General features: G+C 64.6%; 13 protein-coding genes. 1 reads left to right on the forward strand and 12 read right to left on the reverse strand.

From position 1 onward, the window contains the following. Positions 1–66: 66 nt before the first annotated feature. From mutT to secA, 4 genes are all read right to left on the reverse strand, one after another. The gene (gene mutT, locus U5A57_RS36785) at positions 67–498 is read right to left on the reverse strand and encodes an 8-oxo-dGTP diphosphatase MutT (RefSeq protein ID WP_158758674.1); all 432 of its coding nucleotides are present in this window, start codon (positions 496–498) and stop codon (positions 67–69) included. Then, complete coding sequence (locus tag U5A57_RS36790; protein ID WP_321916772.1) at positions 495–1,367, reverse strand: ATP-binding protein; 873 nt, start codon at positions 1,365–1,367, stop codon at positions 495–497. Before U5A57_RS36790 ends, mutT begins: the two co-directional genes overlap by 4 nt. Before the next feature lie 42 nt (positions 1,368–1,409). Next, the gene (gene argJ, locus U5A57_RS36795; protein WP_321916773.1) at positions 1,410–2,651 is read right to left on the reverse strand and encodes a bifunctional glutamate N-acetyltransferase/amino-acid acetyltransferase ArgJ; all 1,242 of its coding nucleotides are present in this window, start codon (positions 2,649–2,651) and stop codon (positions 1,410–1,412) included. A gap of 117 nt (positions 2,652–2,768) precedes the next feature. Then, a complete protein-coding gene (gene secA / locus U5A57_RS36800; protein WP_321916775.1) occupies positions 2,769–5,573 on the reverse strand; it encodes a preprotein translocase subunit SecA in 2,805 nt (934 codons plus the stop codon). A 362-nt stretch (positions 5,574–5,935) separates the two neighbouring features. Between secA and U5A57_RS36805 the strand changes: the two genes are divergently transcribed. After that, positions 5,936–6,409, forward strand: a complete 474-nt coding sequence (locus U5A57_RS36805; RefSeq protein ID WP_321916776.1) for a DciA family protein — start codon at positions 5,936–5,938, stop codon at positions 6,407–6,409. A gap of 114 nt (positions 6,410–6,523) precedes the next feature. Here U5A57_RS36805 and lpxC read toward each other — a convergent pair whose 3' ends face one another. From lpxC to murG, 8 genes are all read right to left on the reverse strand, one after another. After that, on the reverse strand, positions 6,524–7,441 hold the full coding sequence (lpxC, locus tag U5A57_RS36810; RefSeq protein ID WP_028207797.1) for a UDP-3-O-acyl-N-acetylglucosamine deacetylase: 918 nt from the start codon (positions 7,439–7,441) through the stop codon (positions 6,524–6,526). A 259-nt stretch (positions 7,442–7,700) separates the two neighbouring features. Continuing rightward, the gene (locus tag U5A57_RS36815; protein WP_321916778.1) at positions 7,701–8,210 is read right to left on the reverse strand and encodes a peroxiredoxin; all 510 of its coding nucleotides are present in this window, start codon (positions 8,208–8,210) and stop codon (positions 7,701–7,703) included. A 271-nt stretch (positions 8,211–8,481) separates the two neighbouring features. Beyond that, the gene (ftsZ, locus tag U5A57_RS36820; RefSeq protein ID WP_321916780.1) at positions 8,482–9,684 is read right to left on the reverse strand and encodes a cell division protein FtsZ; all 1,203 of its coding nucleotides are present in this window, start codon (positions 9,682–9,684) and stop codon (positions 8,482–8,484) included. Positions 9,685–9,823: 139 nt separating this feature from the next. Continuing rightward, a complete protein-coding gene (gene ftsA / locus U5A57_RS36825) occupies positions 9,824–11,056 on the reverse strand; it encodes a cell division protein FtsA (protein WP_042270315.1) in 1,233 nt (410 codons plus the stop codon). A 27-nt stretch (positions 11,057–11,083) separates the two neighbouring features. Further along, positions 11,084–11,839: a cell division protein FtsQ/DivIB gene (locus U5A57_RS36830; protein WP_321916781.1), complete on the reverse strand. Its 756-nt coding sequence runs from the start codon at positions 11,837–11,839 to the stop codon at positions 11,084–11,086. A gap of 60 nt (positions 11,840–11,899) precedes the next feature. Then, entirely contained in the window at positions 11,900–12,853 is a 954-nt protein-coding gene (locus U5A57_RS36835; protein WP_321916783.1) for a D-alanine--D-alanine ligase, read from the reverse strand. Between the two features lie 5 nt (positions 12,854–12,858). Continuing rightward, positions 12,859–14,253 (reverse strand): UDP-N-acetylmuramate--L-alanine ligase, encoded by a 1,395-nt coding sequence (murC, locus tag U5A57_RS36840; protein WP_321916785.1) that lies wholly within the window; start codon positions 14,251–14,253, stop codon positions 12,859–12,861. Next, entirely contained in the window at positions 14,250–15,353 is a 1,104-nt protein-coding gene (gene murG / locus U5A57_RS36845; RefSeq protein WP_321916786.1) for an undecaprenyldiphospho-muramoylpentapeptide beta-N-acetylglucosaminyltransferase, read from the reverse strand. The genes murC and murG overlap by 4 nt, the downstream gene beginning before the upstream one ends. Positions 15,354–15,384 lie beyond the last annotated feature (31 nt).

Genomic DNA, 15,384 nt, shown 5'->3' on the forward strand with positions numbered 1-15,384 from the left:
CCAAACGAAAAAGGCCGCTGTGCATCTCGCACAGCGGCCTTTTGCGTCGTAGCGGCCCGGAACGTGTTACTCGGCAGCCAGCCACTCCAGCACGGGAATCGTCGCAGGCAAGAGCGGCTCGACGCTCGCCGGCAACGACTGCCAGACAAACGCCTGACCTTCGCGTCCATGCGGCTCGCCAGTCCACTCCGTCACCTTGCAGAAGAAGAGCCGCACATAGGCGTGCGGGTAATCGTGCTCGAGCGTGTGCCACAGGTGGCACGCCTTCACGTCGATGCCCAGTTCCTCGTGCAGTTCGCGCGCAAGCGCGGCTTCGACCGTCTCGCCCGCTTCCAGCTTGCCGCCCGGGAACTCCCAGTAGCCTGCGTACGGCTTGCCTTCGGGGCGCTGCGCGAGCAGATAGCGGCCATCGGGCTGCACCAGCACGCCCACCGCGACTTCCGTCACGGGGCGTGCATTTGCGGACGCGTCCTTTGCGGCGTTGCCTTCGGCGCTCATGCCTCTTGCGCCTTCTTGCCCGACCAGTCGCGTGCGAACTGCCATGCCACGCGGCCCGAACGCGAGCCGCGCTCCAGCGCCCAGACGAGCGCGTCGCCGCGCGCCGATTCGACTTCGGCGTCGCCGCAGCCGAAATGGCGCAGCCAGTGGCCGACGATCGTCAGGTAGTCGTCCTGCTTGAACGGATAGAAGCTCACCCAGAGGCCAAAGCGCTCGGAGAGCGAAATCTTCTCTTCCACCACTTCGCCCGGATGAATCTCGCCGTCGGGCATGTGCTTGTACGTCTCGTTGTCGCTCATGTACTCGGGCAGCAGATGGCGGCGGTTCGAGGTCGCGTAAATGAGCACGTTGTCCGACTGGGCGGCCACCGAGCCGTCCAGCGCCACCTTCAGCGCCTTGTAGCCCGATTCGCCTTCCTCGAACGAGAGGTCGTCGCAGAACACGATGAAGCGCTCGGGGCGCGTCGAGATCAGATCGACGATATCGCCGAGGTCATGCAGATCGTCCTTATCGACTTCGATCAGGCGCAGGCCGTCCTTCGCGTACGCGTTCAGGCAGGCCTTGATCAGCGACGACTTGCCGGTGCCGCGCGCACCGGTCAGCAGCACGTTGTTCGCAGGCTTTTTCTGCACGAACTGGCGCGTGTTGCGGTCGATCAGATCTTTCTGTCGGTCGATGTTCTGCAGGTCGTCGAGCGAGATCAGCGAGATCGCGGGCACCGGCTGCAGGAAGCCGCGGCCCTGGCGCTTGCGCCAGCGAAACGCAACAGCCGCGTTCCAGTCGACATCGGGTGCCGACGGCGGCAGCACGGCTTCGAGGCGGCCGAGCAGCGCTTCGGCGCGGGTCAGAAACTGTTCGAGCTTGTCCATGTGATAGAGGCGTGAATCAGGAGCAGCAGTTAGGAACCGCAGTTAGGAACGATAGTCGGCGTTGATGCTCACGTAGTCGTGCGAGAGGTCGCAGGTCCAGATCGTGGCCTGCGCATCGCCACGGCCGAGCAGCACGCGGATCAGGATCTCGCTCTTCTTCATGACGCGCTGGCCGTCCTCTTCGCGGTACGCCGGGTTACGGCCGCCCGCCTTGGCGACGAGCACGTCGTCGAGATAGAGGTCGATCTTGTCGACGTCGAGGTCCGTCACGCCCGCGTAGCCGATCGCGGCGAGGATACGGCCGAGGTTCGGGTCCGAGGCGTAAAACGCCGTTTTCACGAGCGGCGAGTGGCCGATTGCGTAGGCGATCTGACGGCACTCGGCCACGTCCTTGCCGCCTTCCACCTGCACGGTCATGAACTTGGTCGCGCCTTCGCCGTCGCGCACGATCAGTTGCGAGAGTTCCTGGGCGACGGCCGTCACGGCGTCGCGCAGCGCGGCGTAGGCGGGCGCGTCCGTCGATGTGATCGCGGGCAGGCTCGACTTGCCCGAGGCGATCATGATGAACGAGTCGTTGGTCGAGGTATCGCCGTCGATCGTGACGCAGTTGAACGAGCGGTCGGCCACGTACTTCACGAGCTCGTCGAGCACGGGCTGCGCGACGTTCGCGTCGAAGGCGAGGAAGCCGAGCATGGTCGCCATGTTCGGCTTGATCATGCCTGCGCCCTTGCTGATGCCCGTGAACGTGATCGTGTGGCCGTCGATCACGACCTGGCGCGACACGGCCTTCGGCAGCGTGTCGGTCGTCATGATCGCCTGCGCGGCGTCGTACCAGTTTGCGGCCTTGCGGTTCTCCAGCGCGGTGGGCAGGCCCGCCTTCAGACGGTCGATGGGCAGGGGCTCGAGAATCACGCCCGTCGAGAACGGCAGCACCTGCGAGGACTCGAGGCCCGCGAGGCGCGCGAGTTCATCGCAGGTCTCGCGCGCATGCTTCATGCCCGGCTCGCCAGTGCCGGCGTTCGCGTTGCCGGTGTTCACCACCAGCGCGCGGATACCCTTGCCGCCTGCGCGCACCTTCGCGAGATGCTCGCGGCACACCGTCACCGGCGCGGCGCAGAAGCGGTTCAGCGTGAACACGCCGGCCACGCTCGCGCCTTCGTCGACGGAAATCACCAGCACGTCCTTGCGATTGGGCTTGCGGATGTTGGCTTCCGCCCAGCCGAGCGTCACGCCGGCGACCGGATGAAGTTGAGCGGGATCAATCGAGGGGAAATTGACAGCCATGGTGGCGACCTGTCGAAAAGGCGATGCCGGCCAAGGCGCTGGAGCCTGGCCGGCATCGGGATTCAAAACGCAAGGCCCGCCAGAAGGAGCGGGCCACCGGAATCTATTAAGCCTGCGTCACGCGATCTTGCCGTGACACTGCTTGTACTTCTTGCCGCTGCCGCACGGGCACGGATCGTTGCGGCCCACCTTGGGCAGCTCGCCGCCCACCGGCGGCGTATGGCTCATGGCCGCGCCCACCATGGCGGCGGCGGCGTCCGCGGCCACCGGTGCGGCACCCGCGGGAGCCGATGCCGTGTCGGCTTCGGCGAATTCGGCATGGCGGAACTCGACGTTCTCGACGTGATGGCCCTGCTCTTCGATCTGCTCGGCCGCCTGTTCGAGCTGCTCCGGCGACTGGATCTGCACGTTCATCACGATACGCGTGACTTCGAGCTTCACGGCTTCGAGCATCGCGGCGAACAATTCGAACGCCTCGCGCTTGTACTCCTGCTTCGGGTTCTTCTGCGCATAGCCGCGCAGATGGATGCCTTGACGCAGATGGTCGAGCGCCGCGAGGTGTTCGCGCCAGCTGCGGTCGAGCGTTTGCAGCATGACCGAGCGCTCGAACGCGCTGAACGATTCGCGGCCCACGAGCCCGACCTTCTGCTCGTACGCTTCGTCGCCGGCGGCCTGCACCGCTTCGAGAATTTCATCGGCGTCGATCGACGACGACTCGTTGATCATCTCCTGGATCGCGAGGTCGAGCTGCCATTCGTTGCGCAGCACTTCTTCGAGCTCGGGCACGTCCCACTGCTCTTCGATACTGCCGTGCGGCACGAACTGGCGCACGATGTCGGTGATCACGCCATGACGCATCGCGCCGATCGTTTCGGTGATGTCATGCGCTTCGAGCAGTTCGTTGCGCTGCTGGTAGATCACCTTGCGCTGGTCGTTCGACACGTCGTCGTATTCGAGCAGCTGCTTGCGGATGTCGAAGTTGCGCGCTTCGACCTTGCGCTGAGCCGACTCGATCGAGCGCGTGACGATGCCCGCCTCGATCGCCTCGCCTTCCGGCATCTTCAGGCGGTCCATGATCGCGCGCACGCGGTCGCCCGCGAAAATGCGCAGCAGCGGGTCTTCGAGCGAGAGATAGAAGCGCGACGAACCCGGGTCGCCCTGACGGCCCGCACGGCCTCGCAGCTGGTTGTCGATCCGGCGCGACTCGTGACGCTCGGTGCCGATGATGTGCAGGCCGCCAGCGGCCTTCACCTGATCGTGCAGCGTCTGCCACTCGTCGTTCAGTTGCTGGATGCGGCGCGCCTTTTCGTCGGCGGGAATGGCATCGTCGGCTTCGATGAACGCCGACTGCTTCTCGACGTTGCCGCCGAGCACGATGTCGGTACCGCGGCCCGCCATGTTGGTGGCGATGGTCACGCGCTGCGGACGGCCGGCTTCAGCAACGATCGCGGCTTCACGCGCGTGCTGCTTCGCGTTGAGCACTTCGTGCGGCAGAGCGGCCTTGGTCAGCAGGTTCGAAAGCAGTTCGGAGTTTTCGATCGACGTCGTGCCGACCAGCACCGGCTGGCCACGCTCGTAGCAGTCGCGGATGTCGCGAATCACGGCGTCGTAGCGCTCCTTCGCCGTCTTGTAGATCTGGTCCTGCTTGTCGATCCGCTTGGGCGTGCGGTTCGTCGGGATCACGACCGTTTCGAGGCCGTAGATCTCGTTGAATTCGTACGCTTCGGTATCGGCCGTACCCGTCATGCCCGAAAGCTTCGCGTACATGCGGAAGTAGTTCTGGAACGTGATCGAGGCGAGCGTCTGGTTCTCGCTCTGGATCTTCACGTGCTCCTTCGCTTCCACGGCCTGGTGCAAACCGTCCGACCAGCGGCGGCCGGCCATGAGACGGCCGGTGAATTCGTCGACGATGATGACTTCGCCGTTCTGCACCACATAGTGCTGGTCCTTGTGGAACAGCGTGTGGGCGCGCAGCGCGGCGTACACGTGGTGCATCAGCGTGATGTTCTGCGGCGCATAGAGGCTTTCGCCCTGGCCGATCAGGCCCCACTCGGCGAGCATGCGCTCGGCCTTCTCGTGGCCCGATTCGGTCAGGAAGACCTGACGCGCCTTTTCGTCGAGCGTGTAGTCGCCCGGCTTTTCCACGCCCGTGCCGTCGGCCTTCTCTTCGCCGATCTGCTGCTCGAGCAGCGGCGGCAGCGCGTTCATGCGCACGTAGAGTTCGGTGTGGTCTTCGGCCTGGCCCGAGATGATGAGCGGCGTACGCGCTTCGTCGATCAGGATCGAGTCCACCTCGTCGACCACGGCGAAGTTCAGCGCGCGCTGCACGCGCGCCTCGGTCTCGTAGACCATGTTGTCGCGCAGGTAGTCGAAGCCGAACTCGTTGTTCGTGCCGTAGGTGATGTCCGCCGCGTAAGCTTCCTGCTTCGTCGCGTGGTCCATCTGCGACAGGTTGATGCCGACCGAGAGACCGAGGAAGTTGTAGAGGCGCGCCATCCATTCGGCGTCGCGCTGGGCGAGGTAGTCGTTCACCGTCACCACGTGGACGCCGCGGCCCGACAGCGCATTCAGATACACGGGCAGCGTGGCGACGAGCGTCTTGCCTTCGCCGGTGCGCATTTCAGCGATCTTGCCGTAATGCAGCACCATGCCGCCGATCAGCTGCACGTCGAAGTGGCGCATCTTCAGCACGCGCTTGCTCGCCTCGCGGCAAACGGCGAACGCCTCGGGCAGCAGTTCGTCGAGCGAGGTGCCTTTGGCCACGCGCTCGCGGAACTCGACCGTCTTCGCGCGCAGTTGCTCGTCGGTGTACTGCTCGATCTTCGGTTCGAGCGCGTTGATCGCCACGACCGTCTTCTGATATTGCTTGATCAGGCGCTGATTGCGGCTGCCAAAGATTTTCTGTAAGAAACCGGTGGTCATCGGATCGGTGTCTGCGTCGCGGCTTCGGCCGGGATTCCTGAGGGTGGGTTCAGCGGGTCGTGCAACGTCTACCGACGTCGGCACTACGCATCCGGACCGGAGGGACCTCGGCGGCTTTAGCCCAAAATTGGTGGATTCGAATCGGGCATTTTAGCACGCGCCCTCTCACCCGCCTGTGTCAGCGCGAAGACGGCTCTGGCGCGTGCGATGCCCGCACGGACGGCCTTCCCGCCGTGCGGCGAAGGGCCGCGATGCGGCCCTGGCCGAATGGCCTGAAGGCGCTTGAATGAGCGATGCGCAGGCTACAATGACAGCATCGCAGGCAACGAGACGCCGCTTGCGCTCTCCCATCCTTACGCCACATGAGCCGTTTCTCGCCGTTTTCAAGGTCCAGGGCACCACGCGCCCCGCAGCCGCTCGCCGAAGTGCTGAGCCGCACGGACGCGTTCGCGCCGCTGCGCGCCGGCGTCGAGCAGATCGCGGCGATCCAGCGCGACCTGAACGCCCTGCTGCCCGACTATCTCGCGGCGAGCGTGGAACCCGGCTTCATCAAGGACGGCACGCTGGCCCTTTTCACTGCGCACAATGCGCTCGCGGCGCGGCTGCGGCATCTGGAGCCGCGGCTCGTGGCCGACCTGCAGGCGCGCGGCTGGGCGTTGAACACCGTGCGCATCCGTGTGCGCCCGCAAGCCGTGAAAGATCCCGCTCCGCCCAAGCAGGCGCGCATGTCACCGGCTGGCGCAGCAGCGCTCCAGGCGCTCAGTGAAACGCTCGAAGCGTCGCCGCTGCAAGCGGCCCTCGCGAAGATGGCGGCGCGCCACACGAAAAAGCGCTAATCCGGCGGGCGCAAATCTTACGAAACTGCGCTCACGGCACTGCACTGCAAAGCGCACAAAAAGAAAAAGGGCAGCTTGAAGCTGCCCTTTTTACTGGCAAAACGCGCCTGAAACTCAGGCGAATGCCGTCTGCGCCTCGTAACCGAAGCCGCGCGGCGCCTTTTGCGGATCGTCGAACGTGACGATCTCGTAGGCGTCCTCATTCGCGAGCAGCTCGCGCAGCAACGCGTTGTTCAGGCCGTGGCCCGACTTGTACGCGTCGTATGCCGCCAGCAGCGGATGGCCGACCACGTAAAGGTCGCCGATCGCGTCGAGCATCTTGTGCTTCACGAACTCGTCGTCGTAGCGCAGGCCGTCGTTGTTCAGGATGCGGTACTCGTCCAGCACGATCGCGTTGTCCATGCTGCCGCCGCGCGCGAGGCCCAGCTCGCGCATCATCTCGACTTCATGCGCGAAGCCGAACGTGCGGGCGCGCGCGATTTCGCGCACGTACGAGGTATTCGCGAAGTCCACTTCGAGCGCCTGCCCCGTCTTGTCGACGGCCGGGTGGCGGAAGTCAATCGTGAACTTGAGCTTGAAGCCGAAGTAAGGCTCGAGGCGTGCGAACTTGTCGCCGTCGCGGATCTCCACCGGCTTCTTGACCTTGATGAACTTCTTCGGAGCGTTCTGCTCCTCAATACCCGCCGACTGGATCAGGAACACGAACGAAGCCGCGCTGCCGTCCATGATCGGAATTTCTTCGGCGGTCACATCCACATAGAGGTTGTCGATGCCAAGGCCTGCGCAGGCGGACATCAGGTGCTCGATCGTCGAGACACGTGCGCCGTCTTTCTGCAGCACCGAGGCGAGGCGAGTGTCGCCGATCGCCATCGCCGATGCGGGGATGTCAACCGGCGTCGGCAAATCCACGCGCGAAAACACGATGCCCGTGTTCGGCGCCGCCGGACGGAGCGTCAGGTCGACCTTGCGGCCCGAGTGCAGGCCGATGCCGACTGTCTTCACGATTGATTTGATGGTTCGCTGCTTCAACATGGTCTTCTTGCTCATTGAAAATCCCAATCGGGATTTTTTAACTCATAGCACGAATTATACTCCAGTTGCACCGAGTCCGTTGTTTTCACCGGCGTGACAAACTGTTTCCCTGTATTACCCACCAGGGATGGACCGCGGGCCGATGCCCGGAACGGAGGCGTTCCCGGGGTGATCGGCCCGCTGGGCTCACGTAACCGCCTGTCACATTTGCGCCGCAGGTGCGCGTTGCATCAGGGCAACGCAGCGCCCGCAAACGCGCTCATGGGCGGGTCAACGTGACAAGTATGCTCGCAGCATCGCTCACTTCGAACTTGCCGGGTGCTTCGAGGTGCAGCGTCTTGACCACGCCGTCGTCGACCACCATCGCATAGCGCTGGGAGCGGATTCCCATGCCACGCGCCGACAAATCCTGCTCCAGTCCGAGTGCACGAGTCAACGCTGCGCTGCCGTCGGCCATCATGCGTACCTTGCCCGAGGTACGCTGATCGCGTCCCCACGCGCCCATGACGAACGCGTCGTTGACGGACACGCACCAGATCTCGTCGACACCGGCCGCGCGCAGCGCGTCAAAGTGTTCGACGTAACCCGGCACGTGCTTCGCAGAGCACGTAGGCGTGAATGCGCCAGGCAATCCGAAGATCACCACGCGCTTGCCCGCCGCTTCCTTTCGCACGTCGAAGCTGTTAGGCCCCAGCGTGCAACCCTCGCGTGCGTCTTCGACGAACTCGAAGAGGGTCGCTTCGGGCAGCGTTTCACCCTGTTTGATCATGACTCGTCCTTCGCAACGATGTTCAAGCTTGTTCAAGCCTCATGCGCTTACAGATTGCAATGTTGGGCAACGATGTACTCCAAGGTTACACAGGTTCGCCCGGCGACACCGCGCCTGTCCCCCACGCTCAACGCGTGGCGGGCAACCGTCCCTGCCGCGCATCCTCGCGGATGCGGCCTTGCTGGTCTTGCTCGCCTTCATTGCACCGCCGCGCACTATCTGTCTGCGGGCGAGGGCAACGCGTGCCCTGCCGCAGTCAGATTGGCTCGCGTCAGTCCGCCTGCTTGCGCAGGAACGCCGGGATATCGTACGTGTCGACGCCCTTTTCCTGCAGCGCCTGCACGTGCGAAGCCGCGGTGTCGCGCGACGTGCGCCACACAGCCGGCGTGTCGAGCGCGCCGTAGTCGGCCGTGTTGCCGTGGCCGCTGTGCTGCGGTGCGTACGCACCTGCCGCAGCCGGGATCGGCTGATTGTCCGTGCCCGTGCGCAGCAGTTGCATCGGCGCGGCTTGCTGCTTCTTCGCAGCGCGGCCAAGGCCCGTTGCCACCACCGTCACGCGCAGCGCGTCGCCCATCGCGTCGTCGTACACCGCACCGAAGATCACCGTTGCGTCTTCTGCCGCGTAGCTCTTGATGGTGTTCATCACTTCGCGAGTTTCCGACAGACGCAGCGAACGGCTCGACGTGATGTTGACCAGCACGCCGCGCGCGCCCGACAGATCGACGCCTTCGAGCAGCGGGCTCGCCACGGCCTGTTCCGCCGCGAGGCGTGCGCGATCGACGCCGGCCACCGTCGCCGTGCCCATCATCGCCTTGCCTTGCTCGCCCATCACCGTCTTCACGTCTTCAAAGTCGACGTTCACGAGACCGTCGACGTTGATGATTTCGGCGATACCGGCAACTGCGTTGTTCAGAACGTCGTCCGCGCACTGGAAGCACTTGTCCATCTCGGCGTCATCGCCCATCACGTCGAACAGCTTGTCGTTCAGGACGACGATCAGCGAGTCGACGTGATCCTCCAGTTGCTGCGAGCCGGCTTCCGCCACGCGCATACGCTTGCCGCCTTCGAACTCGAACGGCTTGCTCACCACGCCAACGGTGAGAATGCCCATTTCCTTGGCGATTTGAGCGACGACCGGGGCTGCGCCCGTGCCGGTGCCACCGCCCATGCCGGCAGTGATGAAGACCATGTGTGCGCCGCGCAGTGCGTCGGCGATGCGCTCACGGGCTTCTTCAGCGGCCGCGCGACCCATCTCCGGCTTCGCACCGGCGCCGAGGCCCGTGTTGCCGAGCTGAATCACGGCCGATGCACGCGAGCGCGAGAGCGCCTGTGCGTCCGTGTTCATCACGATGAAATCGACGCCTTGCACGCCGCGGTTGATCATGTGCTGCACGGCATTGCCGCCAGCACCACCAACGCCTACCACCTTGATGATGGTGCCGTTGGTTTCCGTTTCCAGCATCTGGAATTCCATGTTGCCTCCGTCAAGAAAAAGATTCCGCTCCTCGGCCGTTATCCAGTGGAAGATCGGGCAACCTTCCACTGCGCGCTAGCCGCCGTCACCAGCGCGATTTTTCGAAGCTTGTACTTCGCCTTCTGACCTGCGCCTGCTTTTAGAAGTTGCCGAGGAACCAGTCCTTCATGCGTGAGAAGACCTGGCCCATCGACCCCGACTGCACTGCAACCTTGCGCCCGCGCATGCGCTGCGAGCGGCCTTCGACGAGCAAGCCCATTGCCGTCGAGTAGCGCGGATTGCGCACTACGTCGGCCAGACCGCCCGCGTATTCCGGCACGCCAATGCGCACCGGCTTCAGGAAAATGTCTTCGCCAAGCTCCACCATGCCCGGCATCATCGCGGCGCCGCCCGTGAGCACGACGCCCGAGCTCAGCAGTTCTTCGTAGCCCGACTCGCGCACCACCTGCTGCACGAGCGAAAACAGCTCTTCCACGCGCGGCTCGATCACGGCGGCGAGCGCCTGGCGCGACAGCGTGCGCGGACCGCGCTCGCCAAGACCCGGCACTTCGATCATCTCGTCCGGATCGGCGAGCGCCTGCTTCGCGATGCCGTAGCTCACCTTGATGTCTTCCGCGTCGGGCGTGGGCGTGCGCAGCGCCATGGCGATGTCGCTCGTCACCTGGTCGCCCGCGATCGGGATCACCGCGGTGTGGCGAATCGCACCTTCGCTGAAGATCGCGATGTCGGTCGTGCCGCCGCCGACATCGACGAGCACCACGCCCAGTTCCTTCTCGTCCTCGGTCAGCACCGCCAGCGACGACGCGAGCGGCTGCAGAATGAGGTCGTTCACTTCAAGCCCGCAGCGACGCACGCACTTCACGATGTTCTGCGCCGCGCTCACCGCGCCCGTCACGATATGCACCTTCACTTCCAGACGGATGCCGCTCATGCCGATCGGCTCGCGCACATCTTCCTGGCCGTCGATGATGAATTCCTGCGTGAGGATATGCAGCACCTGCTGATCGGTCGGGATGTTGATCGCCTTCGCCGTTTCGATCACGCGCGCGACATCGGCCTGCGTGACTTCCTTCTCCTTGATGGCGACCATGCCGCTCGAGTTGAAGCTGCGAATGTGGCTGCCCGCAATGCCGGTGAATACGTTAGTGATCTTGCAGTCGGCCATGAGTTCCGCTTCTTCGAGCGCTCGCTGGATAGACTGCACAGTGGCCTCGATGTTCACCACCACGCCCTTCTTGAGACCTTTCGATTCGCTCTGGCCGAGACCGATCACTTCGTAGTGGCCTTCGCCCTTTAGTTCGGCGACGACGGCCACCACCTTCGACGTCCCGATGTCGAGGCTGACCAGCAGATCCTTATAGTCTTTACTCATATCGTGCTCGTTGCGTGTGATGTCTTGTTACTTCTTGCCCGGAGCGGGCGTGTCACTGATGAAGCGCATGCCGGCCGCTCTTATCGCAAACCCATTCGGATAACGCAAGTCCGCGTATTCGATCTCTTTGCCCCAACGTTGCGTGACTGCCGTCCATGCCGCGATGAGGCGGTGCGAACGCTCGCTCAATGTGTCGGCGTTGCGCTCGCGGCCCAGCTCCAGCTGCATGCCGTTCGAGAGCTTCACCGTCCACGCGTAGCGCGCCGAGAGCGTCACCTCATCGGGCGTGAGCCCGATTGGCGCGAACCACTTCTCGAGATCCCGGTAGCGCGCGACCACTTCGGGCGCGGTACCGTCGGGGCCATCGAACGCGGGCAGTTCTTCGTCGAGCTCGCCCTGGTTCGCCGTGAACAGCTCACCGTCTGTGCTCACGAGCTGATCGCTGCCCCACGTGCCCAGCGGTTTGTACTCCTCGAGCGTGACAGCCAGCGCGTTGGGCCACACGCGGCGCACGCTCGCGTGGCGCACCCACGGCATCTGTTCGAACGCGGCGCGCGCCGCATCGAGATCGACTGTGAAAAAGTTGCCCTTCAGCCGGCCAACGACGCTTGCGCGCACGGTGGGCGAATTGATGTGCTCGGTGTCGCCCTCGATGCGGATCTCTCGCAGCGCGAAGTTCGGTCGCTGCACGAGCCAGTAGCAGCCAGCCGCCAGAAGCGCGAGCGCAAGCAGCGCGTGCAACGCGTTGGCGGCAAGGTTGAGCTGGCGTACGTTATTCCACATTTCGAGATTGTCGGGTTAATACGGGTTCGGCAATTCGTCGGTCAGCGATTATTTAGGGGTTCAATCTTTCAGCGTCAGCGCAAGCACGCGCACCACGAGGTCGCGATATTCGATGCCCACCGAGCGCGCGGCCTTCGGCGGCAGCGAGTGATCGGTCATGCCGGGCGCCGTGTTCACTTCGAGGAAATACGCGTTGCCTGCGCCGTCCATCATGAAATCGGCGCGGCCCCAGTCGGTGCAGCCGAGCACGTCGAACGCGCGGCGCGCGAGCTTCTTCAGTTCCGCTTCCTTCTCGGGCGCAACGCCACAGGGAATCAGATACTGCGTCGTGTCGAGGATGTACTTCGCGTCGTAGTCGTAGAACTCGCCCGCCGGCACGATCTTGATGATCGGCAGATCGAGGTCGCCCGCGATGCACGCGGTGTACTCGCCACCGCCTTCGATGCTCTTTTCCACCAGCACGATCTTGTCGAACTTCGCGGCTTCTTCGAGCGCCGGCACGAGTTCGGCTTCGGCCTTCACCTTGATCACGGCCACGCTCGAGCCTTCGCTCGCGGGCTTCACGAAGAGCGGCAGGCCGAGCTTCGCGACGATCTGCGGCGCGCGCGCTGCGTAGTCGTCGCCGCGCAGCACCGCTTCGAACGGCGGCGTGGGAATGCCGAGCTGCTGCCACACGAGCTTGCTGCGGAACTTGTCGAGCCCGAGCGCCGAGCCGAGCACGCCCGTGCCCGTATAGCGGATGCCGTAGAAGTCGAGCGCGCCCTGGATCTGCCCGTTCTCGCCATAGCCGCCATGCAGCGCGTTGAACGCGCGCACGAAGCCTTCTTCTTTCAACGCCGAAAGCGGACGCACGGACGGATCGAACGGATGCGCGTCGATGCCGGCGCTCTGCAGCGCCTGCAGCACCAGCGTGCCCGACTTGAGCGACACCTCGCGCTCGGCGGACACGCCGCCGAACAGCACGGCTACCTTGCCAAATTGCTTCGGATCGAAATTGGGATCGATACTGCTCATGTCACTCACGCCTTCTGTTCCTGAGCTGCGATCCGGCCCGGCACACCGCCGATCGAACCCGCGCCCATCGTAATCACCACGTCGCCGTCGCGCACGACTGCCGCGAGCGCCTCCGGCACTTCATCCACGGTCTCGACGAATACCGGCTCGACCTTGCCCGCCACACGAATCGCGCGTGCGAGCGCGCGGCCATCCGCTGCGACGATCGGCGCTTCGCCGGCCGCATAGACATCGGTCAGCACGAGCGCGTCGACGGTCGAGAGCACGCGCACGAAGTCTTCGAAACAGTCGCGCGTGCGCGTATAGCGGTGCGGCTGGAACGCCAGCACGAGACGCCGGTCGGGAAACGCGCCGCGCGCCGCTGCTATGGTCGCCGCCATTTCCACCGGGTGATGGCCATAGTCGTCGATCAACGTCCAGGCGCCGCCGCCGTTGACGGGGATCTCGCCATAGCGCTGAAAACGACGGCCCACGCCGTTGAATTCCGCGAGCGCGCGTTGAATGTCGGCGTCCTTCACTTCGAGCTCGGTCGCGATCGCAATCGCGGCCAGCGCGTTCTGCACGTTATGCGTGCCCGGCAGGTTCAGCACGATGTCGAGCGACGGCGCGTCTTCGCGCATCACCGTGAAGTACATCTTGCCGTCGCGCGCGACAACGTTCACCGCGCGTACCTGCGCGTCGGACGCGAAGCCGTAACGGATGATCGGCTTCGAGACGAACGGCAGAATCTCCTTCACGTTCGGATCGTCCACGCACAGCACGGCAATGCCATAGAACGGCAGGCGGTGCGTGAATTCGATGAACGCCTGCTTCAGGCGCGCGAAGTCGTGCCCGTAGGTGTCCATGTGATCGGCGTCGATGTTCGTAATGACTTCGATCACCGGGAAGAGGTTCAGGAACGACGCATCGGATTCATCGGCTTCCGCCACGATGAAGTCGCCCGTGCCGAGACGCGCGTTCGCGCCCGCGCTGATGAGCCGCCCGCCGATCACGAAGGTCGGGTCGAGCCCGCCCGCCGCCAGCACGCTCGCCACGAGCGAAGTCGTGGTGGTCTTGCCGTGGGTGCCCGCAATCGCGATGCCCTGCTTCAGGCGCATCAGTTCCGCAAGCATCACGGCGCGCGGCACGATGGGAATGCGGCGATGGCGCGCCGCGAGCACTTCGGGGTTGTCGCTGCGCACCGCGGTCGAAACGACCACGGCATTGGCGCCTTCGATGTTCTCTTCGGCATGGCCGATCGCGATGCGCGCGCCGAGCGCGGCGAGTCGATCGGTGACCGCGTTCTTCGCGAGGTCCGAGCCGCTTACCTGATAGCCGAGATTGACGAGCACTTCGGCGATGCCGCTCATGCCCGCGCCGCCGATGCCGACGAAATGGATATGTTTGACGATGTGTTTCATTGCTTTCCTCCCGCACTTACGCCCGCCACGGCCGCGCAGATGCGCGCGACCTGATCGGCGGCGTCGGGTTTCGCGAGCGCGCGGGCGCGCCCGGCCATTTCCGCCAGCGATATTCTGGTCTGATGCCGCAACCAGTCGGCGAGTCCTTCCGCCGTCAGGTCGCGCTGTTGCACCACGAGCGCTGCGTCCTTGTCGGCAAGGAACGCGGCGTTGGTGGTCTGGTGGTCGTCCACGGCGTAGGGGAACGGCACGAAGCATGCCGCCACGCCCACTGCCGCGATCTCGGCCACCGTCATTGCGCCCGAACGGCAGACCACGAGGTCCGCGTTCCGGTACGCGCTCGCCATGTCGTCGATGAACGGCACGAGCTGCACCGTGTCATTCAGTTCGAGTCCGGCGTCGAGATAGTTTTGACGCAAGGCGTCGATGTGCTTCGCGCCCGCCTGATGCACGATGTGCGGGCGCTCTTCAGGCGCGAGCAGCGACAGTGCGCGCGGCACCACTTCGTTGAGCGCCGTGGCGCCGAGACTGCCGCCCACCACGAGCACGCGCAGCGGACCGCTGCGCGCCGCATAGCGCGCCGCCGGGGCGTCGACGTGTTCAAGTGCCTCGCGAATCGGGTTGCCCGTCCACTCGGCGTTCGGGAGCGCGCCCGGAAACGCCACGAGCACACGCTTGGCCAGCTTCGCGAGCACCTTGTTCGCGAGACCGGCAATCGAATTCTGTTCATGCAGCACGAGCGGACGGCCCGAAAGCGCGCTCATCACGCCGGCCGGGAACGTGATGTAGCCGCCCATGCCGAGCACGACATCGGGCTTCACGCGGCGCAACGCCGCGAGGCTTTGCATGCACGCGCGCAGCAGGTTCAGCGGCAACATCAGCTTGGTCTTGATACCCTTGCCGCGCACGCCGCCAAAGCGCACGTATTCCATCGTAATGCCGTGCTTGGGCACGAGCGTCGCTTCCATGCCTGCGGGATTGCCGAGCCACACCACGCGCCAGCCCCACTGCTCCATGCGATGCGCGACGGCGAGACCCGGGAACACGTGTCCCCCGGTGCCACCGGCCATCACCATGAGCGTGCGCGTTGCTGCGGTCATACTTTGCCTCCACGCATCAACATGAATGACG

Origin of the sequence: Paraburkholderia sp. J11-2 (assembly GCF_905220185.1) — a bacterium.
Classification (GTDB): domain Bacteria; phylum Pseudomonadota; class Gammaproteobacteria; order Burkholderiales; family Burkholderiaceae; genus Paraburkholderia.